The sequence below is a fragment of the Candidatus Poriferisodalis sp. genome, from assembly GCF_965198245.1.
Lineage (GTDB): Bacteria > Actinomycetota > Acidimicrobiia > Acidimicrobiales > Poriferisodalaceae > Poriferisodalis.
This window is the reverse complement of the sequence record NZ_OZ240249.1, coordinates 4,108,581-4,127,790: the sequence shown is the minus strand read 5'-3', so window position 1 is coordinate 4,127,790 and position 19,210 is coordinate 4,108,581. Positions and strand designations below refer to the sequence as shown.

The window sequence follows — 19,210 nt, the reverse complement described above, 5'->3', positions numbered from 1 at the left end:
GAGCGCAGCGAATAGGAGGACTTTGCTGATGCCGAGCGCCAGGAGATTCAGCGAACTGCGAGACGAAGCACGGCGCGATCCCGAACGTGCTCGGCGGATCAACGAGGCCAAGCTGAGAGCGATCGCCGAGTTACGCCCTAACAGCTCGTCGATGTCCCCACGACACGGGGAGTGACGCGGGTCAGATCAGAAGGCGGGATGACGGGCAACCACTCGGGACTGCTTGCCAAGCAGGCCACCGCTCTGTTCGTCCGCCTACTGGGGCTCAACTAGGTCGAATGCCGGAGGAACTGGTGCAGATCGTGAGATCTGGACCCACAAATACACTGGGTTGATGGCCGGCCGTCTTGAGACCGACACACGCGAAGTCGAGCGCCGTCCGCTCGGGCGGATGCCAGTCGCGATTCCGGCAGATGTTGGCGATCGATCGCTGGCCAAGGCAAAGGGCACGGTGAGGCTCCCGGACCACATCGCGTGGAGCCCGCCGTATGTCTATGACTTGGATGATCGCCAACAGCGGTGCCGGGCCTACGCCAGAGTCATGAGCGAGGGACTCGAAGCTGACGTGCGGTACTTCGTCGACATCGACGCGCTCGTCGACATATGGGACGAGATCTACCTCGCACCGCACGTGCGGGAGCGGTGGCATAACTGGCTCGCCGAACACGGGCGATTGACCTAGCTTCGCAGTGCTCACCGACCTGCAGGGACAGATTCGGCGCATCCTGACCGGGCTTGCCGAGTGCGACGAGTTCGCTCTCGCCGGCGGCGCAGCAATCATCGTCAGCGGAATCGCAGACCGTCCGACCAATGACCTCGACTTCTTCACACCGCATCCGAAGACTGTCGAAGCCTTGCTCCACGCCGCTCAGACCGCCCTTGAGCATGCAGGCCTCGAAGTGACACGCCTTGCCGAAGGAGCGACGTTCGCACGGCTGCGTGTCGGCGGGCCCGACGAGGCGACCTTCGTCGACCTCGCATCAGATGCCCGTATATTGCCTGCCCGCTCAACGGACACAGGTTTCGTGCTGGCAGAGGCCGAACTGGCGGCGGACAAGGTGCTCGCACTTGCCGGTCGTGGCGAATCCCGGGACTTCATCGACTTCCGGGGCTTGCTGAACCGCTTCGACATCGACCAGCTCTGCCAGCTCGCCGGCGAGAAGGACCCTGGCTTCGCTCCCGAGCAGCTGGCAGCCGTCTTGGAGTACTTCGACCGTATTCCGCGCGCTGAATTTGCGGACTACACCGACGATTACGACGGATTACGCGACTGCGTGCATGCAGCGCGTCAATCCCTCGAATAGCAGGCTCTGGCCGTCAACTTGTATGAGCGCTCGCCCGTAGCACCGCTCGCCGGTGAAGTGGCGCGACTTCTCACTATTTTCATAATTAGGGATATAGTTTCCAAAATATGGGCAAGTCAGCGACGCCGAAGCTGCTGCCGCTGCTGCGGTCGCGCCAGCAGGGCGAGATACTGGCTCGGCTGCTCGGCGATCCTGAACTCGAAGCCAGCGTCACGGACATCGCTGCGATGCTGGGCGTGCCGATCAGCTCTGTGCACCGCGAGATCGAGCGGGCACACGCCGCCGGCATCGTCACCAGTCGGAAGATCGGCAACGTCCGGCTCGTGCGGGCCGACACCGCCAGTCCCTACTACGGGGGACTCGCCGACGTGCTGGTCAAGGCATTCGGTCCCCCGCAGGTGCTTGCGGAAGTGCTCGAGGATGTCGACGGCATCGAGGCTGTGTACATCTTCGGATCGTGGGCGGCGCGCTGGGCTGAAGTTGGGGGCGACCGTCCCGTCGCCGACATCGACGTCCTCGTGCTTGGCGCTCCAGACCGCGATCGGCTCTACGCAGCGCTCTCCGCCGCCGAGAAACGACTCGGGCGCCCGGTCCAGGAAGCCGTGCGCCCGGCGGACTGGATTGCCAACGGCACCGACAGCTTCCACACAACCGTCGTCAGTCGGCCTCTGGTTCAGATCGATCTCGGTCAGGGCTGAACGGCCCCACGGCACCTTCTTCGCCGACCCGCTTCGGGGCTTCTACGAAGTCCTCCGCAAGCCTGGGTAGGACACCCTCCGCAAGCGGTGGTCGGCGTTGGGCGTTCGGGGGCTTGCGTACGCTGGCCGCACAGCGTCGGGAGTGTGCCGATGGAGCCGGACAGGCGAGCCGCAGCAGGCTTCATGTACTCCGACACGGGTGGCGACGGTCCCGTCGTGGTGCTGCTGCATGGCGTGCTGACCAGCGGCAGCCTGTGGGACGACGTGGTCGACGGGCTGGCGGACCGCTACCGCTGCATCGTGCCCGAGTTGCCATTGGGCGCCCACCGCACCCCGATGCCCGACGACGCAGCCCTCGACCTGGCCTCGATCGTCAAGATGATCGCTGCGTTCCTGGCTGAGCTTGACGTGCGCGACGTCACGCTGGTTGGCAACGACTGGGGCGGCGCACAGCTCGTCATCAGCCCCGGCGGCAGCGACCGGGTGGCAAACCTCGTGCTCGTCTCCTGCGAGGCATTCGACAACTACCCGCCCGGACTGCCCGGCCGGCTGCTGTGCCTGAACGCAGCGCTGCCCGGAGGCACCTTCCTGACAGCCCAGCTGCTGCGGCCCCGCTGGATCCGGCACCTGCCGGTGACCTTTGGCGCCATGTCGGCGAAGCGAGTGGCCGACGATGTGTTCATGAACTGGATCCATCCGCTTCGTCACGACCAGCGGGTGCGCCGCGACCTCGACAAGTACCTGCGCAACGTGCCGAAGAAGCGGGTGTTGCGCCAATGCGCCGAGGAGCAGCGGTCGTTCGGCGGGCCCGTGCTAGTGGTGTGGGCGCGGGACGACAAGCTGATGCCCTCGGCGCATGCCGAGCGGCTTGCCCAGCACTTCGACAACGCGCAGCTGGTGTGGATCGACGACAGCCGGACGCTCGTCCCGATCGACCAGCCCGAAGTTCTGACGGAGCATCTGCGGGCGTTTCTCGCTGCGAATGCCGCTTGAGGCGGTGCTGCGGCGTTGCGCCACGGACAGCCAGACAGCCAAGTCGCCCCATCAACTCAACTGGCCGGCCCGGACGGGGCGCCGACATAACGGCTATCGCAGCTGGCTGGCATCGCCGAGAATGGTTCAGACATGGGGGAGGGGACACGGTGACTGACGACGAGGCTGTCTATGACGACTTCTATGACGACGACTTCTGCCTGACGAACGGTCTGGTCGGCGAGGCGTTGGCGATCCCGTCCGCGAGTCCCAAGAACTTCTTTCAGGCGATCTCCGACACCGATGCGATGCCCCGCCAGAACCTGTGGGGGAAACTGTTCCTGCCCGACGGGGCGGGTCGGTCCGGTGGGGCCGGTGGGGCCGGTCAGCCCGGTCAACCCGGTGGGGCCGGTCAGCCCGGTCGGTCGGGTGGGGCCGGTCAGTCGGGTCGGTCGGGTCAGCCCAGTCGGCTCGACGAGCCCGGTCCATACCCGGTTGTGATCATTGCCCCGGGCAGCCTCGGGCTCCAGAAGCACCACATCTCGTACGCAGCCGAACTCACCGACGCCGGCATCGCAGCGTGCGCCATCGACCCCTTCGGCAACCGGGGCGTCATCAGCACCGTCGAGAATCAAGCCCAGTATTCGTTTGCGGCCAGCGCCTGGGACGTGCTTGCGACGGCTGAGCTGCTTGCGGCCCGGCCTGAGATCGACGCAACCCGCATCGGCGCGCAAGGCCACAGCCGGGGCGGTTCGGCGGTGCTGAACGCCGCTTCGGTGCACCTCGCGGCGGCATCGGGTGCGCCGAAGCTCGTCGGGGTGTACGCCGCCTATCCCTGGTCGGGACACCAGTTTGTTGATCCAGCAGTCGGCGGTACTCGGGTGCGGGCGATCATCGGGGATCTCGACGACTGGTGCTCGCCGACACAGGTCCAAGCCCATATCCACGCCATGCGGGTCGGGGGCGGCGATGCGACCGTGCGGATCGTGCCGGACGCCCGCCACAGCTTCGACCGCACAACTCCCCTCGAGCACATGCCCGACGCGGCCGTGGCACCCGGGGCGCCCACGCTCTACATCAATGATGACGGGGCCTTCATCCTCCCGACATCCGACGAGCCGGATCCCGAACTGGTCGATCTCGACGGCTTCCTCTACGCCTTCAATGCGGGGTACGCCGTGCGGGGCGCCCATATCGGTGGAAGCCCCGAGCTGGCGCCGTTGTTTGTTGAGGACATGATGGCGTTCTGGACCGGCGTGATGGGGCTGGGGCGGCGCTGACTTGGTGTGCCGCGAGCCTGACGGCGAACGGTTGTCACAGCCCTTCTCTACGGTGATGGCCATGGATCCAGGCGCCGAGGACCGACCCGATGTCGGGCGACGCGCGGCAGGCGGTGAGGTTCGGGGCGAACGGTTGTCACACCCCCCGCCTACGGTGATGTCCATGGACTCGAGCACCCGAGAGATCACTGGTGGCAGCCGGCGACCGTCGCGCCGGCCGGTCGAGAGCGTGTGCTTGTCGGAGCTGCGTGCGGGGTTGGCGCAGCGTTGCGAGACCGGCGAGGTGTGTGACGCGGTGGATGCGGCTGTGGGGCCGTTGCTCGCGGGTCCGCTCGTTGGGGGCGACGCAGTGCGCGCAGCCGATGATGGCGATCTGGTGAGGTCTGCGCAGCAAGTCCAACGTGCGCTCAATGCGCTCGAAGGCGCCCGCGTCGCCCTCGCGGCCGAGGCAGCGCGGCGCGAGTTGCATGTGCGCCGAGGGGAAGCATCAGTGGCCGAGACGCTGGCCAGCGCGACGGCGTTGAGCGGCGCAGCGGCGCGCCGTGTCGAACGCGACGCAGTGTCGCTGCAGGACCGCCCGCAGGTGGCTGATGCATTGGCGTGCGGGGAGATCAACGCTGATCAGGCCGCCGTGGTCGCCACAGCGGAGGTACCCGAAGAAGTGCGCGGCGAGCTGTGCGCCGGCGCCAAGTCCCAGACGGCAGACCAAACACGGCGTGCAGTGCGTGCTGCGGAGGCCGCATGGCGCAGCGAGTCCGAGACTCAGCGGCGGGCTCGGTTGCGGGCCGCCCGGTACGCGTCGATGTGGATCGATCCCAGTGACGGCATGTGGCACCTGCGCGCCAAGTTCGACCCGTTCACCGGGGATCGGATCAATCGTCGCTTGATGCAAATGATCCAGCGGAACTGGCGCAGTGACAAAGACCTGCCCGAGTCTCAGCGACGCAGCGTCGCCCATCGAGCTGCCGATGCGCTCGCGCAGATGCTCACCGCAGACAGCCAACGAGACGCGAGCTCCCAATTGGGCGAAGACCCGACAGACGCAGATCCAATAGGCGCAGCCGCCTCGGGCGAAGACTCGACAGACGGATCGGTGACCGGCAGCGTCGGCGACACCGCCTCCAGCGAAGGCTCGACGGCCGAATTGGCGACGGGCGACGCGACTGCCGGCACAGGTACCGCCGGCGGTCCCAATACGAACACGAACGTCGGCAGCGAGCACTGGGTTGTGCCCAGCTCGACGCAGATGATCGTGCTCACCAGCCTCGACAATCTCCGCAACAACACAGCCAGCGCAGTACCGCCGCTGCTGGCAGCACCTGGTGTCTGCGGCGTCACCGAGACCGGTACAGAGTTGAGCGGCGCCGAGCTGCGCAAGCTGGCGTGCGACGCCCAGGTCGTGCCCGTGGTCATGGGCGGCGCAAGCGAAGTGCTCGACGTCGGACGCGCCAGCCGCACCATTCCGCCGTCGATCCGCCGGGCGCTGATCGCACGCGACCAAGGCTGCGTGTGGCCCGGCTGTGAGCGAGCCCCCATCCACTGCGACGGCCACCACATCCAGCACTGGATCGACGACGGGCCCACTTGCCTGGCCAACTTGGCTCTGCTGTGCCACAGCCACCACCACCGACTCCACGAGCACAACTTGGTGCTGCATCCCCCCACCGGACCGGCACCGCCCGGCACTGGGTGGACAGTCACACCAGCGCCACCCCCCACACCCGCCCGACCCAGCACCAAGCAGATCTGCTGAACCGGGGACGACCAGCGTGAGTCGCGAGATGCACACCGTCCGATCCGGTGCACCTCCCCGGCCCAGCACGCCCCCTTGGCTCCGCAGACGCGCCCGACCCGGCGGACCTCCCCGGCCCGGCGCACCGCCCGCCTCAGCACGCGTCAGATCTGCTGAACCGGGGTTTGCTGAACCGGGGTTTGCTGAACCGGGGTTTGCTGAACCGGGGTTTGCTGAACCGGGGCCGACCGAGACGAGGAGCGAGACACACACCGTCCGATCCGGCGCAAAGCCGTGTCTGTGCCGACGATCTTGTCGAGGCGTCAGGACACACGACCCGCGTTGCGCGACAAGGACGCTGCGGCAACTCCCGGTCAGACGGTGCGGAGGGTCTCGGTGTTGCCGTCCACGCTGAGGACTTGGCCTGAGACGTAGCGGGCTGCGTCCGAGAGCAGCCATGCGCAGGCTTCGCCGATGTCTGTGCCGGTGACGAGCGTGCCCATCGACACCTGGGCGGTGTAGCCGGCTCTGATCGCTTCGGCGGTGGCGCCGGTGGCCGCTGCTTCCCGCTCGATGACGCCATCCATGCGAGGGCCCTCGACGGTGCCGGGGCAGACAGCGTTGACTCGGATGTGGCGCCCGCCGAGCTCCATCGCCCAGGTCTTGGTCAGCCCGACCACAGCCCACTTCGAGGCGGCATAGGGGCTGCGCAGGGGGTACCCGAAGATCCCCGCCGTGGAGACGATGTTGACGATCGAGCCCCCGGCGGGCAGCAGCGGTGCCGCGGCGGCGGTGCATCGGAAGGTGCTGCCGACGTTGACGCGCACGCAGTGATCGAACTCCGCCGGGTCGAGGTCTTCCACCTGGCCCGTCGGGCCTGCGATGCCGACGTTGTTGACCAGCCCATCGATGCCGCCCATCTTGGCGGCGGCGGCTTCGAACAGCCGGGCCACGTCGGCCTCGTCGGCAACGTCGTAGTGCCCGTCGACGGCGGTGTCCGGATCGATGTCGGCGCCGAACACCACGGCGCCATATCGGCGGGCCGTGGCCGCAATGGCTGCGCCGATGCCTGCGCCGGCCCCGGTCACCACGATTCGCTTGCCTTCCAACATGAGCGGCACGCTACGAGCCAGCGGGGACCCGCTTCGACGGCCGGAGTTTGTGGTGAGCAGGGGCGAGGCAACTACAGCCTCACCGCGTCATAGGGTGGCCGCGTGCGGTTCCGCTTCTTCGCCCCGCTGATCGGAGCCGCACTGCTGGCCGCAGCATGTGCCGGCAGCGACACGACCACGCCGACGTCGGCCATGACCCCGACGTCGGTGGCTGAGGCGGCCGAGGATCCCGTCCAGCAGACCGCCTCGGCCACCACTTCGGCTGGCATATCGACGTCGGAGGCTGGATCGAGCCAGGATGCCGTGCTGTTGGACCCGCGGGAAACCGGGTCGCTGCGCAACCACCTCGGGTACGCGTTCCCGCTCCCACCGGAGGTGCCGACGGGCCCGCTCGCACAAACCGCAGTCGACGACCTCGAGTTCATCTGGTCCGGCTTTCAGACCGAAGTCAATTTCAGCGGCCTCACCGTCGCCAGACTCGCCCAGTCGGGCGATCCGAGACTGGCCTGGATTCTCTCGGACCTGCTCAGGTTCTTCCCCCGTGGCGACATTGCGGACGGGGCCGTCTCGGCCTTCCAGTCGCTGACCGGCGCGAGGCTGGCCGACGACCCCGTGGCAGCCCGAAGCCCGTGGCAGTCCGTGACCGATCACCTGCTCGCATGGGATCTGCCCGCCTTCGACGGCTACGACGACTACAAGGAGCGGCTGTTCACGCTGGTCGAGCCGGGCTGGCAGCCGTTCTTCGATGACGCCGACGCCGACATCGACTGGCGCATCGTGAGCTGGGGCGGGGTGCTGATCGACTACCGTCAACTCGGCGACGCCCGCCCGTGCCCGCGGGGCTGCATCCCGGCCCTTGACGACCCTGCGGTCACCGACGCGTCGGGAGGCTCGTGGTACCCCGACGACGGCATCGTGTTCGCAGTCGTCATCGGCGATGAGGCCCGGGCGTACCCCCGCCACATCATGGAAATCCACGAGATGGTCAACGACACGCTCGGCGGGCGCCGCATCGGCATGCCGTACTGCACGCTGTGCGGCTCAGCGCAGGCGTACCTGACCGATGCGGTTCCCGATGGCGTAGCAGTGCCCGTTCTGCGGACATCAGGATTGCTCTCACGATCGAACAAGGTCATGTACGACCTCGTCACCAAGTCGGTGTTCAACACGTTCACCGGCCGGGCGGTCTCGGGGCCGCTGCGTGAGCAAGGCATCGTGCTGCCCCAGGCCACCGTCGTCACCACCACCTGGGGCGAGTGGAAGGCCGCCCATCCCGACACGACGATCGTGGCCCGAGACGGGGGGACCGGCCGCCAGTACCCGTTCAACCCGCTGGGCGGCCGCGACGACCACGGGCCCATCTTCCCGGTCGGCGACGTCGACGGTCGCCTCAGTGTTCACGACCAGGTCTTCGGCGTGGTCCTCGACGACGGCACCCCCGTTGCATTCCCCGTCGCCGCAGCAGTGGCTGCGCTCGAAGCCGGCGGGACCGTGGAACTCGGCAGTGTCACGCTGCACCTCGACGGAGGCGGGCTGCGGGCCGTCGATGCTGCCAGTGCGGAGATTGAAGGTCACCAGTCGTTCTGGTTCGCCTGGAGCCAATTCATGGCCGACACGCTCCTGTGGGAGCCCTAGGAGGGTGGTCGGCAATGGGTGTCAGGCCCAGATCGCAAGCCTCTGACCTGCGGTTTCGCGTGCATCAAACACCCGAAATGCGACTTTCCGACCACGCTCCTAGGCCGCGCTCTGGCAGGCTGCTGAAAAGCCCTCTTTGGGCGCACCCGCAACGCGCTGACCTGCTGTTTTGCACGGATGAAACAGCGAGTTGGGCACCTTTTCAGCACCCTGCTGGCCCCGAGTCGTCAAGATCATCGCCGAGCTGTAGTACACGCAGCATCGGGTGGGCGCAGGCCTCGGTGCCGGCGAGACCACGACGGGCCGAGTGCCCCAGCCGAGGTGCCGGTAGCCCGGCCCGGTTGGCCGTATCGTGCGCATGGCTGATGACGGCCCCTGAGACGTCGCAGCATGAGCACGACTGAGCACGACTGAGCACGACTGAGCACGACTGAGCACGACTGCGCACGACTGCGCACGACTGAGTACCGCTGAGCGACGGTGAGGCACATGGTTGAGGTCCATCTGGAGTGGGGGCCTCGTGCTGTCGAGGTGTTCGGGGGATGGGCCGATGTAGTTGTCGTGGTCGACGTGCTGAGCTTCAGCACAGCGGTGGACGTGGCGGTGTCGCGCGGTGCGGCGGTCGTGCCCTGCGCAGTTGACCGTGCGGAAGCGGAACGACTGGGTGCGCAGCTCGGGGCCCAAGTGGCCGTGCTCCGTCGCAAGACATCGCCGGTCCGGCCGTACTCGCTCTCACCCGTATCGCTCGCCTCACTGCCGGCGAACTCGACCGTAGTGCTGCCGTCGCCGAACGGCGCGGCGTTGACCGCTCGACTCGTCTGGACCGATCTGACCGTCGTGGCTGGGTGCCTGCGCAACGCGGCCGCCGTCGGCGCTCATGTGGCACGCATCGGATCGCGGGTGGGAGTGCTTACCGCGGGGGAGCGGTGGCCGCACGATGACAGCCTGCGGCCAGCATTCGAGGACTTCATCGGAGCTGGTGCCGTCATCGCCTCCATTGCCGGCGCCCGCCGAACGCCGGAGGCCGAGACGGCAGCGGCCGCATACCTCGATGCCAGAGATGATCTGGAACAACGCTTGTCGGAGTGCGTCTCGGGACGCGAACTCACTGAGCGCGGCTACGACATCGATGTCACGTGGGCTGCGGCGGTCGACGTCAGCCACACGGTGCCGGTGCTCGTCGACGGCAAGTACGTCTCGGCGCCATCGGAGGGACCGACCCCCGAACAAGTCGTCGGGCATGAACCGGACGGGATCGATGGTGTCTGATGCGTGCAGACGCGCAGAACTTGCCGTTGATGCCGTCGTCGGTGACCGCGCCGATCACGTCGATGGTGTCTGATGCGTGCAGACGCGCAGAACTTGCCGTTGATGCCGTCGTCGGTGACCGCGCCGATCACGTCGACGGTGTCTGATGCGTGCAGACGCGCAGAACCGGTGAGCTCAATGTGCAGTGCGGTCGCGTGACCGCCCCGGGGCCGATGGAAGCTGCGGCCATGGCCGGAGCGCGTTGGCCGGTGTCGGTCAAGGGAGTGCTTGGCTGGGACGGCCGGATCGTCGTGCTCCGAAACCACCGCGGCGAATGGGAACTGCCCGGTGGTCGTCTTGAGACCTCCGACGACAGCCCGCAGCACGCCCTCCGTCGAGAAATCAACGAGGAACTCGGGCTCGATGCCGAGATCGGCCCGCTGGTCGACTCATGGATCTACGACGTCGAAGGCAAGCGAGTCCTGATCCTCACCTACGCATGCGAAGCCCCCCAACCCGAAGCGCTGAGCCACAGCGACGAGCACACGGATGTCAGGCTGGTCACACCCGCCGAACTCGCCGACGCCCCCATCCCCAGCGGCTACCTCGGCTCCGTTGAGACGGCCCTAGCAGGGTGGTCGGAAAGTCGCATTTTGGGTGGTTGATGGACACGAAACCGCAGGTCAGGGACTTGCGATCCGGGTCTGACAGCTATTGCAGACCAAACCATCGCTTGCTGGAATTGGACCACCCAACTCCCTGAACACGTTGCCTGGCAATCGCAGCAGCAACGGTGAACTTGTCCATGACCTGAGCCTGAGCCCTGAACCTCACGATGTGGTGTTCTCGGTGACCTTGGACAGGGTGGCGAGGGCGTCCCGCAATTGAGCATCGAGGTCGGCATCGGCAAGGGTCCCCGTGGCCGTGTCGAAGTTCTCCCCGAACCGTGGGATGGCCAGGCTGGCCAGCACCTCGTTGCCGAAGTACTGGGCGAGGTGACCGGCAGTCCGCAGCACGAACCCGCCCCCGCCGCCCCCCGGCGACGTCGACAGCATCACAATCGGCTTGTCGTGGTACACGCGCATGTTGATCCGTGACGCCCAGTCGAAGACGTTCTTATAGGCGACCGTGTAGGAGCCGTTGTGCTCCGCGAAGGAGATCAGCAGCGCGTCGGCGGCGCCGATCGTGTCGTAGAAATCGTGGGCCGGCTGGGGGATCCCATCAGCGTTCTGGCGGTCGATGCTGTAGATCGGCATCTCGAAGTCGTTCAGGTCGATCGTGCTGACCTCCACCTCACCGGAAGGAACGCCCTCAATGTGTCCGTCTTGGAGAAGGCGGACGGCGTAGGTCACGAGCTGCCGGTTGATCGACTGGCTGCTGTTGGAGGCGGCAAACGCCAGGAGCTTCATGTCAGGTGCCTCGATTCGTCATATCCCGGTCATAACCCGGTCGTGTCCCGGTTCAGGACCCCGTCGAATTCACCGACGAGGGCCGGCGTGAGCAGTGTGGCTGATGATCGCGTCAATGAGCATCGGCCACAGAGGCGTCGGCAGGTCGTGGCCCATGTCGCCGACCAGCAGCAAATTGGCGCCGGGCACGAGCTCGGCAGTGCGCTCGCCGCCGTTCGGCATGATCAGCGGGTCGTCTCGACCGTGGATCACCAGCGTCGCCACGTCGAGCTGCCGCAGGCTCTCGACCCGGGACCTCGAACACCGCACGGCCGCCATCTGCCGGGGCAGGCCCTCGGGGTAGAACATGCGGTCGTAGGCGGCGGCCACCATCTCTGCCACCCGGTCGGGGTCGAAGTAGCGCCGGCTGGAGCTGATCTTGCGGGAAGCGACGCTGGCCGCGATGTACCCCTCACGGTCGGGCGGCGGCGGCGTCATCAGCGCCGCCATGGCCTCGGGCGTGGCCTCGAAGTAGCCAGGCTCATTCGTCGTCGACATGATCGATGTCATCGACAGGACCCGGTCGGGATGGTCGATGGCCATCTGCTGCACGATCATCCCGCCCATCGACATGCCGGCGATATGCGCGGCCCCGATGCCGAGGTGGTCGAGCAGTCCCGCGGCATCATCGGCGAAGTCGGACAGCGTGTAGGGCACCGGCGGCATGGGCTCGCCGCTCACAGCTGCCGCGGCGGCGGCCTTGCTCACCGCGGCGAGATCCACCTCGACCCCATCGAGGTGTGTCGACAGGCCGACGTCCCGATTGTCGAAGCTCACGACGAACCGTCCCCGCTCGGCGAGCTGCTCCCGGAATCCCTCGAACCACCCGATGATCTGCGACGAGTACCCGTTCACCAGCAGCAGCGCCGGATCGGCCGGATCGCCGTGGGTCTCGTAGTAGAGCCGGATCTCGGTGTCGTCCTGATCTGTCCCTGCGAACTGGTTGACGGACGCAAAGGGCATGGTGGTCTCCTGCTCGCTGCCGGGGCGACGGCGAATCTCAGCATCCGACTCGACTGCTCAGCTCGGATAGCCGGTTCCAACGGCGAGCAGTCTGCCGCGGCAGCGCCAACGTGCCACTGACGCAGCCGTTGGCACCCCTGTGCTGTTCCGCACGTCACGGCACGGAGACGACCGATGCAACGCCGCGAATCAGCCGGCCGGCGTCACCAGTTGCTGTAGACAGTTGGTGCTGCTGGTTGGTGCGACCGGTCAGATCGCGCGTCGCTGGGTGCCGTAACGTGCGGGCCATGCGGCGGATGCACATCGGGTTGCAGGTCGACGACCTCGACGAGTCGATCGAGTTCTACACGCGGCTGTTCGGCTGCGAACCAACGCTGCGGCGCTCCGACTACGCCAAGTGGATGCTGGACGACCCCCGGGTCAACTTCTCGCTCGACGTCCACGGCGACGGACCGCCCGGCTCGGCCCACTACGGCATCCAGGTCGAATCCCGAGACGAACTCGAGGACATGCGCACCCAGATCGACTCGGCCGACCTGTCCCGAGCCGACCAGGACGACCTGGTGTGCGGCTACCAGCTCCAGCACAAGTCCTGGGTCACTGATCCCAACGGCCTGTGGTGGGAGGCGTTCTTCACCGAGGGTGTGGTGGACGGGGGCTACGGCACTCCCGAGATGCCCGGCCCCGCCTAGCCAAACTGCCCCGGCCGAGCCTTGGCCCAGCCCTGCCCAGCCATGGCTGGGAGCGCGCCAAGCACCAGCGAACCGCCGGACGGCCCAGCGAGCCCTCCGCTAGCAGGCTGTTGAAAAAGCCCGTTTCAGCTGCTTGACCAACTCTCTGACCAGCGGCTTTGCATCTGCCGGTCTGCGGTATCGGCACTTTTTTAGCATCCTGCTACAGGTACACAGGCTGCGCCCGCCGCCGTCTCGGGTTGAGCGGATTCGGAATGAACATCGGAACCGCGGCCTGGTAGCGGCTGTAGCCGGGGTATCTCGCGCTGGAGATCTTCTCGGTGAGCTGCGTCGAGCCCAGAAACAGCACCACCAAGATCACGCAGCCAAGTCCGGTCCAGTGCCACAGCCGACCGGATGCCGAAATCGCGAACAGGTTGAACACCACCCACATGCCCATTTCGCACGCGCAATTGGGATGGCGGCAGTAGCGAAACAGGCCCTCGGTCATGAACGGCCGCTCCACCTCGGCCCCCGTCGCCACCAGCCGCTTCTTGTCCTGCTGGAAGCGCCACATCTGTCCATCGGCGACGCTCTCCAGCACCAGCAGGGTCAAGAATGCCGCGATCGCGACATAGTCCAGCCAGCCCAACGGCACCTCGGCGTGCAGCCAGGCCTGGTGAATGGGCGACGTGAACCACCACACGATCGCCAACTGGATGAATGAGACCAGTGTCACGTTGAACAACTGGAATTGCAGCTCAGTGAGCTGATCCTGGATGTAGGTCCACCGGTAGTCCTGACTGCCCGCGCGGTACCCGCCCCTGCGTGCCAGGTTGAATGTCAGCCGAGCCCCCCACAGGCACGCCAGCACGGTCATCACGGTGATCCGGGCGGAACCGAAGCCCACGTCGGCAACCACGATCCCGCAATAGAGCGCCGGCACCAGTGACCACAGCCGGTCGACCCAGGAATGGTCGCGCGTCACGATCGAGGCCATCCAGCACAGCACCACCAGAGCGAGGCAGACGTTCAGCGCAGCCCCGTACGGCGTGCCGACGAACCGATGGTCGATTGCCGAATAGACGCTGACGCCCAGCACGAACGACACCACGCCAATGGCGACTGCGGCGAGCACGCGCAGATGGCGTCCGCGCATCACCGCCGCCCCCATCCGTCAGCAGCCGCCCCCCTTAGTTGCAGAGACCCTCTGCGCTGACGCCCCGCTCGGTGTAACACATCACGGTGCTCTCGACGTTGCGAAGCGTGAACGATCCGCCGCCATCGCTCGGTGTCGCAAACAGGTGCAGCCGGAAGCCGCGGATCGAATCGTCAGGCTGACCGACGACATCCATCGTGATCTCGCTGACATCTCCGACGGTGGGGGCACCCGAGATCCTCACACGCGACTCGGGCTCCTCCGATGCCACAGCCCCCGCAACGATCCGACCCAACGCCGTCATGTTGTCCGCGCTGGGCGTCTCGCCCAGGAGCGCAACGATCTGCGTCGTGGCGTCGATCGTGACACCCAGCGGTGTCACGTACTCGCCGCTGACCCAGCCGACGACTCCAGCTGCGTGCACCTCGTACCAGATCGCCCCGGTCACCTCTCGAGTGGTGCCGGTGGGAACTATTCCCGCGGCGTCCGAGTCGAGCTTGCCGACGATCTGGCCTCCCGGCGTCTCGCGCACGTTCAGAGTGCTGTCGTGGCCGATGCCCACGACGGCCAGCAGGTTGTCCGAGAACTCGGAGTCGGCCATCTCGTCCGACTCAGCAGCCGTCGTGGCCGTCACGATCAACTGGGTCGCGGCCGTCGTCGCGGGCGCCGGAGCCAGCGTCTGAACGGTGTGCACCGTGGTGGTGGTCTGGAATGCTTGAGTCGTCGCTGGCGCAGACGCTGTGACGCTTGTCTCGGGCTCGTCGACGGCGTCGTCGCTGTCGGAGTCGCTGACGGCGACTACCAATGCTGCGATCGCTACCGCGAGCGCCAGCAGCGAGACGCCGATCGGGAGCCGGTCCTTGGGTTCCATAGACGAGTTCTAGTCGTTGGGCGGCCCCGCGCTCGGGACACCCCCCGGCCCGAAGCGCTCAGGCGAAGTGGTCAGGCGAGACGGTCGTCGTCGTCGGAGAAACTCTCAGCGTCCAGCGGGGGACCGGAGCGCCCAGCATCGCTTTGTCCGCCCTGTCCGCTCGACCCGCGGGGTCCACCGGGCTCACTCGGCCCGCCAGACCAGCCGGCAACCGAGATGCGCTTGGAGTAGCGACGCACGAGCACCGAGCGAACAGCGATCCGGGTGGGTGGGAACAGCAGCAGCAGTCCCACCGCGTCGGTCAGAAAGCCGGGCGTCAGCATGAACGCCCCGGCCAGCAAGATCAGCAGCCCGTCCACCAGTTCGTTGCCGGGAAGCTCGCCCTGGGCCAATCGGGTGCGGATCTGGTTCAGCACGCCGAGCCCGGAGCGGCGCACCATCCAGGCGCCAACCACCGACACGACGAGCAACAGCACGATCGTCTGGCCCGCGCCCAGCCCGCCAGCGACCTGCACGATCACGTAGAGCTCCAGCAGCGGAACCGACACGAGCAAGAGAACCAGCACCGCCAACACGCCGCCCAGCGTACGAGAGCCTCCAGGCGTCGCTCCGCCGCAGACATCGTTCATCAACCGATCGATCCAGAATTGCCTTCAGTTCGGCTCACACCGTCGACGAGCTCGTCGGTTCTCTCCATGTCGACCCCGACGACGACATCGATGCTGTGGAGTACGGATTGCATCAATGAGGTTCGCCGACACGTCGTTCTCAGAGGTCGAGGCCGACCGCCGCGATCGGCGTGGTCATCTGCATCTGGGGCGGTGACGCCATGAGCGGCATGAACGCTGCCATCGCCTCCTGCATGGCGGGGGTTTGGCCGTGGTGCTGCATCGACTCGGCATCGCTCATGAGGGCAAAGAACCAGAAGTGGTTTCCCTCGCCGCGGTGATACGAATAGATCTCAACGCCCGGCTCGTCCTTGGCGGCCTCGACCATCGAGGCCAGCACGGCCTCCATCTCGTCAGCTTTGCCGTCTTGACAAGCGAAGCTGCCGATCACCGTTGCCTTGCCCATGACCCTGCTCCTCAGTTGCAGTCGGCTGCGCTCGTGCCAGGATGCGATTCGCGCCGCGGCTGTATGCCTCGGCCCGTATGACTAGCAGGGCCGGCGCGAACTTGCCTGCGCGGCAGGCACAAAGGAGCTGCCCTCGGGTGCCAGGCGGCGGTCTTCAGGCGCGCCAGGCCGCGGGGTCGGCATCGTCGGGCAGCGCACCGAGCGTCGCTCAGTCACCGGCCCACAGCGGCGGGCTCGGCATCGGCCCCCGTGCCGCCTCGTACGCCGCCGCCAACGCAAGCGACAGCGTCTCGTCGCCGCCGCGGCACATGAACTGGATCGACGTCGGCAAGCCGCCCGCCGACACGCCCGTCGGCACGGTCGTCGAACACAGGGCCAGATAGTTGGCCGCTCGGGTGAACAGCGCCGGGGTGTTCGTCTCGTCGGCCTCGTCCACCGGCAGCGGCAGCATCGGCGTGGTCGGCGTCACCATCGCGTCGAAGCCCTCGAACGCTGCCGCAAACTCGGCAAGGTCGATGCGCCGCTGCAGCGCGGCCGCGATGTAGTCGCTGGCTGAGATCTTGGCCCCCGGGAGAACCCGAGCCCGCACGCGCTCATCCACTTTCGACTTCGGGTCCTCCATCAGCTCGCCGTAGTAGTAGTACGACTCCGCGGTGACGACGACGAACCGGGTGTTCTTCATCTCCTCGAACGACGTCGGCACATCGAAGGACACCACGTCGGCTCCCAGATCGACCAGCACCTCAAGCGCGGCGTCGTACGCCGCGAGTTGGGCGGCATCCACGCCGACACGTTCGGCATCGCTCATGCAGCCGATGCGGCGGCCCTCAATGCCGGCTTGCAGCGCCCCGTAGCGACCGGTGCCCGCCAGCCAGTCCCGCTCGAGGGCGTTGGGCGGCGTGCCCAGCATGGCGTCGAACATCAGTGCCGCATCGAGCACGGACCGGGTCAAGGGCCCCGGCGTGTCCAGCGTGTGCGACAGCGGAACGATCCCGTCGATCGGCAGCAGGCCCTCAGTGGTCTTGAGCCCGACGATCCCGCACATCGCAGCCGGCAGTCGCACCGACCCGCCCGTGTCGGTGCCCACCGCGCACGGCGCCATGCCCGACGACACCGCCGCGCCCGAACCCGACGACGAGCCGCCCGGAGTGCGGGCCACGGCCGGATCCCAGGGATTCCACGGCGTGCCCATGTGCTGGTTGGTGCCCCAGCCGCCTATCGCGAACTCGACGGTCTTGGTCTTGCCCAGCAGGATCCCGCCGGCTTCCAGCAAGCGTCGCGCGATCGTCGCCGTCGTCGGCGAGATCCGATCCGCCCACTCTGCGCACCCAGCGGTCGTCACCCGACCCTCGACGTCCACGATGTCCTTCAGCGCGAACGGCACCCCCCAGAACGGCCCCAGCGGCTCACCCGCCGACAGCGCCAGCGCCGTATCGGCAGCCTCCGCCGCCGCCCGAGCCTCGTCCGCGTACACCGCCTGCCAGGCACCGACCCGCCCATCCAGCGCCGCAATGGCAGCCAGGCATTCCTCGGTGGCCTCGACCGGACTGCGTGACCCGTCCCGGTAACCCGCCGCCAGCTCAGTAATCGTCGCCGTCACAAGTCCCCCGCTCGCCGCCCGTTCAAGAGCCAGCGAGCAGTCTCGCGCTCAGCAGGGCTCGCCGCCCATCCGCTGTGTCTTGCCCGCTTGGTGTCAGTTCGGCAGTGTGAGCATCCATTCATAGGCGGGTTGGGTCGTCACGTCGGCGGGTGTTTCGGTGGGCAGGCCGCGGCGGTCCTGGATCAGCAAGCGCTTGGCAGCCGTCGGGAACATTTCGGCCGCGGCGGCGAGGGCCCTCAGCTCGCGTGCAGCGGTGGCTTGGTCCGAGGCATCGGCGCACACCTGGATCAGCTCGGTGCTGCCGTCGTCGCCGCGGGCCAGGAAGTCCACCTCGTAGCCCTCCGGAGTGCGCACATAGGTCACTTCGCAGCCCCGCCGCTCCAATTCCACCAGCACGGCGGTCTCCAAAGCGTGGCCTGTGTTGGCGCGACCGCTGCGATCGAAGACCCCGATCAGACCCGCGTCGACGGGGTAGGCCTTGCGAGGGTTGACCATTCGCTGGCGCTCGGAGCGGGACTCCATCCACACCGTGCGCACGAGGAAGCAGTCCTCGAGATGGGCCAAGTGCTGATGCACCGTGTCACGGGCAACGGCGATGCCTTGCGAACGCAACGTCGCGTGGAACTTCTCGACGCTGAAAGACGATCCCGCGTTAGCCAGCAGATGCCTCGCGAGCCAGCGCAGGCCCACCACATTGCTTGTGCCGTGGCGGTCGATGACGTCCCGCAAGATCGCCACGTCGACGTAGTCCGCAAGCAGCCGCCTGCGACTCGGCGCGTCCAGCCCTTGGGCCTCGGGGAAACCGCCAGTCTCAAGCCACGTGGCAAACGACGACTCCAGGCGGGCACGCGCTGGCCTGCCCATCGCCGACGGGTCATCGGGCACACGCTCGCCGTTGTGGCGCAGCGCTTCGTCGAAGCCGAATGGGTGGATGAGCACCTGCCAGGAACGCCCTCGGAGTGCGGTCGCTATCTCACGCGACAACAGGGCCGCCGACGACCCCGAGACGAACACTTCTGTGCTGCGCGTGTCGAGCAAGCGGCGCACGAGCCGCTCCCAGCCGGGCACGACCTGTATTTCGTCGAGGAACCACGCCACTGGCCCGCTGTCGTCCGCGGCGAATTGCTGATCGGTGTACTCGTCGATCAGCGAGCCGAGCTGTGCAGCATCGATCCCGGTGAGCCGCTCGTCCTCGAGCGACAGCATCGGTAGACGCCCCGTCGGTGTCCCTGCGGCGGCGCGCTCGCCACGCAACTGCTGCAAGAACGTCGTCTTGCCCGCCCGGCGCATCCCGACCACCGCAGTCGCTTTGCCGGCGAACTCCACTCGGCCCCGCACTCGCCGCTGTGTCAACCCGGCCGGCGGCTTGTGGGGTCCGGCGGCCTGTTCAAGAATCACGCGCCGCAACGCCGGTCCAGCGGTGGACGAGTTGTCCATAGTTCT

The 19,210-nt window shown here is 67.1% G+C and carries 20 protein-coding genes; 11 read left to right on the top strand and 9 right to left on the bottom strand.

What is annotated here, in order from left to right; genetic code table 11:
• Positions 1-334 precede the first annotated feature (334 nt).
• The 6 genes from ACOCMM_RS18310 to ACOCMM_RS18285 all read left to right on the top strand — a co-directional run bounded on the left by ACOCMM_RS18310 (position 335) and on the right by ACOCMM_RS18285 (position 6,007).
• On the top strand, positions 335-682 hold the full coding sequence (locus ACOCMM_RS18310; RefSeq protein WP_419554570.1) for a hypothetical protein: 348 nt from the start codon (positions 335-337) through the stop codon (positions 680-682).
• A 7-nt stretch (positions 683-689) separates the two neighbouring features.
• Entirely contained in the window at positions 690-1,304 is a 615-nt protein-coding gene (locus ACOCMM_RS18305; RefSeq protein WP_419554569.1) for a nucleotidyl transferase AbiEii/AbiGii toxin family protein, read from the top strand.
• A gap of 107 nt (positions 1,305-1,411) precedes the next feature.
• Positions 1,412-2,002, top strand: coding sequence for an ArsR family transcriptional regulator (locus tag ACOCMM_RS18300; protein WP_419554568.1), 591 nt, complete (start codon positions 1,412-1,414; stop codon positions 2,000-2,002).
• A 150-nt stretch (positions 2,003-2,152) separates the two neighbouring features.
• Complete coding sequence (locus tag ACOCMM_RS18295; protein WP_419554567.1) at positions 2,153-2,995, top strand: alpha/beta fold hydrolase; 843 nt, start codon at positions 2,153-2,155, stop codon at positions 2,993-2,995.
• A 149-nt stretch (positions 2,996-3,144) separates the two neighbouring features.
• Positions 3,145-4,254 (top strand): dienelactone hydrolase family protein, encoded by a 1,110-nt coding sequence (locus ACOCMM_RS18290; RefSeq protein ID WP_419554566.1) that lies wholly within the window; start codon positions 3,145-3,147, stop codon positions 4,252-4,254.
• 163 nt (positions 4,255-4,417) lie between these two features.
• Entirely contained in the window at positions 4,418-6,007 is a 1,590-nt protein-coding gene (locus ACOCMM_RS18285; protein WP_419554565.1) for an HNH endonuclease signature motif containing protein, read from the top strand.
• 353 nt (positions 6,008-6,360) lie between these two features.
• On the opposite strand, the gene ACOCMM_RS18280 is transcribed toward ACOCMM_RS18285, so the two are convergent.
• Positions 6,361-7,098, bottom strand: coding sequence for an SDR family oxidoreductase (locus ACOCMM_RS18280; protein ID WP_419554564.1), 738 nt, complete (start codon positions 7,096-7,098; stop codon positions 6,361-6,363).
• Between the two features lie 102 nt (positions 7,099-7,200).
• On the opposite strand from ACOCMM_RS18280, the gene ACOCMM_RS18275 reads away from it, so the two are divergent.
• The 4 genes from ACOCMM_RS18275 (at position 7,201) to ACOCMM_RS18260 (ending at position 10,646) form a co-directional block, all read left to right on the top strand.
• The gene (locus tag ACOCMM_RS18275; RefSeq protein WP_419554563.1) at positions 7,201-8,733 is read left to right on the top strand and encodes a DUF3179 domain-containing (seleno)protein; all 1,533 of its coding nucleotides are present in this window, start codon (positions 7,201-7,203) and stop codon (positions 8,731-8,733) included.
• Positions 8,734-9,222: 489 nt separating this feature from the next.
• Positions 9,223-10,002, top strand: coding sequence for a 2-phosphosulfolactate phosphatase (locus ACOCMM_RS18270; protein ID WP_419554562.1), 780 nt, complete (start codon positions 9,223-9,225; stop codon positions 10,000-10,002).
• Positions 10,002-10,148, top strand: a complete 147-nt coding sequence (locus ACOCMM_RS18265; protein WP_419554561.1) for a hypothetical protein — start codon at positions 10,002-10,004, stop codon at positions 10,146-10,148. The genes ACOCMM_RS18270 and ACOCMM_RS18265 overlap by 1 nt, the downstream gene beginning before the upstream one ends.
• Positions 10,149-10,151: 3 nt before the next feature.
• Positions 10,152-10,646 carry an NUDIX hydrolase gene (locus ACOCMM_RS18260; protein WP_419554560.1) on the top strand — a complete coding sequence of 165 codons (495 nt, stop codon included), beginning with the start codon at positions 10,152-10,154 and terminating at the stop codon, positions 10,644-10,646.
• Positions 10,647-10,811: 165 nt separating this feature from the next.
• On the opposite strand, the gene ACOCMM_RS18255 is transcribed toward ACOCMM_RS18260, so the two are convergent.
• Both ACOCMM_RS18255 and ACOCMM_RS18250 read right to left on the bottom strand, forming a co-directional pair.
• Positions 10,812-11,390 carry an NADPH-dependent FMN reductase gene (locus ACOCMM_RS18255; protein WP_419554559.1) on the bottom strand — a complete coding sequence of 193 codons (579 nt, stop codon included), beginning with the start codon at positions 11,388-11,390 and terminating at the stop codon, positions 10,812-10,814.
• Positions 11,391-11,459: 69 nt separating this feature from the next.
• Positions 11,460-12,392 (bottom strand): alpha/beta fold hydrolase, encoded by a 933-nt coding sequence (locus tag ACOCMM_RS18250; RefSeq protein ID WP_419554558.1) that lies wholly within the window; start codon positions 12,390-12,392, stop codon positions 11,460-11,462.
• 287 nt (positions 12,393-12,679) lie between these two features.
• Here ACOCMM_RS18250 and ACOCMM_RS18245 point away from each other — a divergent pair, with 287 nt between their 5' ends.
• Positions 12,680-13,084 carry a VOC family protein gene (locus ACOCMM_RS18245; protein WP_419554557.1) on the top strand — a complete coding sequence of 135 codons (405 nt, stop codon included), beginning with the start codon at positions 12,680-12,682 and terminating at the stop codon, positions 13,082-13,084.
• Between the two features lie 202 nt (positions 13,085-13,286).
• On the opposite strand, the gene ACOCMM_RS18240 is transcribed toward ACOCMM_RS18245, so the two are convergent.
• The 6 genes from ACOCMM_RS18240 to ACOCMM_RS18215 form a co-directional block, all read right to left on the bottom strand.
• Positions 13,287-14,222: a DUF1295 domain-containing protein gene (locus tag ACOCMM_RS18240; protein WP_419554556.1), complete on the bottom strand. Its 936-nt coding sequence runs from the start codon at positions 14,220-14,222 to the stop codon at positions 13,287-13,289.
• A 34-nt stretch (positions 14,223-14,256) separates the two neighbouring features.
• Positions 14,257-15,093: a hypothetical protein gene (locus tag ACOCMM_RS18235; protein WP_419554555.1), complete on the bottom strand. Its 837-nt coding sequence runs from the start codon at positions 15,091-15,093 to the stop codon at positions 14,257-14,259.
• 71 nt (positions 15,094-15,164) lie between these two features.
• Positions 15,165-15,668: an FxsA family protein gene (locus ACOCMM_RS18230; RefSeq protein WP_419554554.1), complete on the bottom strand. Its 504-nt coding sequence runs from the start codon at positions 15,666-15,668 to the stop codon at positions 15,165-15,167.
• Positions 15,669-15,861: 193 nt separating this feature from the next.
• On the bottom strand, positions 15,862-16,167 hold the full coding sequence (locus ACOCMM_RS18225; protein WP_419554553.1) for a putative quinol monooxygenase: 306 nt from the start codon (positions 16,165-16,167) through the stop codon (positions 15,862-15,864).
• A 208-nt stretch (positions 16,168-16,375) separates the two neighbouring features.
• Positions 16,376-17,767, bottom strand: coding sequence for an amidase (locus tag ACOCMM_RS18220; protein ID WP_419554552.1), 1,392 nt, complete (start codon positions 17,765-17,767; stop codon positions 16,376-16,378).
• Between the two features lie 93 nt (positions 17,768-17,860).
• The gene (locus tag ACOCMM_RS18215; RefSeq protein ID WP_419554551.1) at positions 17,861-19,204 is read right to left on the bottom strand and encodes an ATP-binding protein; all 1,344 of its coding nucleotides are present in this window, start codon (positions 19,202-19,204) and stop codon (positions 17,861-17,863) included.
• Between the last annotated feature and the right edge of the window lie 6 nt (positions 19,205-19,210).